The organism is Bradyrhizobium sp. Kon69 (assembly GCF_055807515.1).
The window spans coordinates 1-349 of the sequence record NZ_JBVVOS010000179.1 but is presented as its reverse complement, the minus strand read 5'-3'; the positions used below and the strand labels follow the sequence as shown (position 1 = coordinate 349).

Sequence of the window (349 nt, the reverse complement as noted above, 5' to 3'; positions counted from 1 at the left end):
CAATGCCGACCTGTCGATCACCGGCACCGGCAACGCGCTGAATGCGCTTGGCTTCGCCGGCAACACCGGGACCTCGACCGCGTTCACCGCAGCCCGCACCTCCGGCGTCGGTGGCCTCAGCGGCAAGACCTTGACCTTCTCCTCCTTCAACGGCGGCACGGCGGTCAATGTCACCTTCGGCGACGGCACCAGCGGCACGGTCAAGACGCTCGATCAGCTCAACACGAAGCTTCAGGCCAACAACCTGACGGCGACGATCGACGCCAACGGCCTGCTGACGGTCTCGACCACCAACGACTACGCGTCCTCGACCATCGGTTCGAGCGCCGCGGGTGGTGCGATCGGCGGC

The 349-nt window shown here is 66.8% G+C and carries 1 pseudogene; it reads left to right on the top strand.

The features are described from left to right. Nucleotides 1-349 (top strand): annotated as a pseudogene (locus tag AC0L3U_RS38725) (DUF1522 domain-containing protein); the annotation flags it as partial.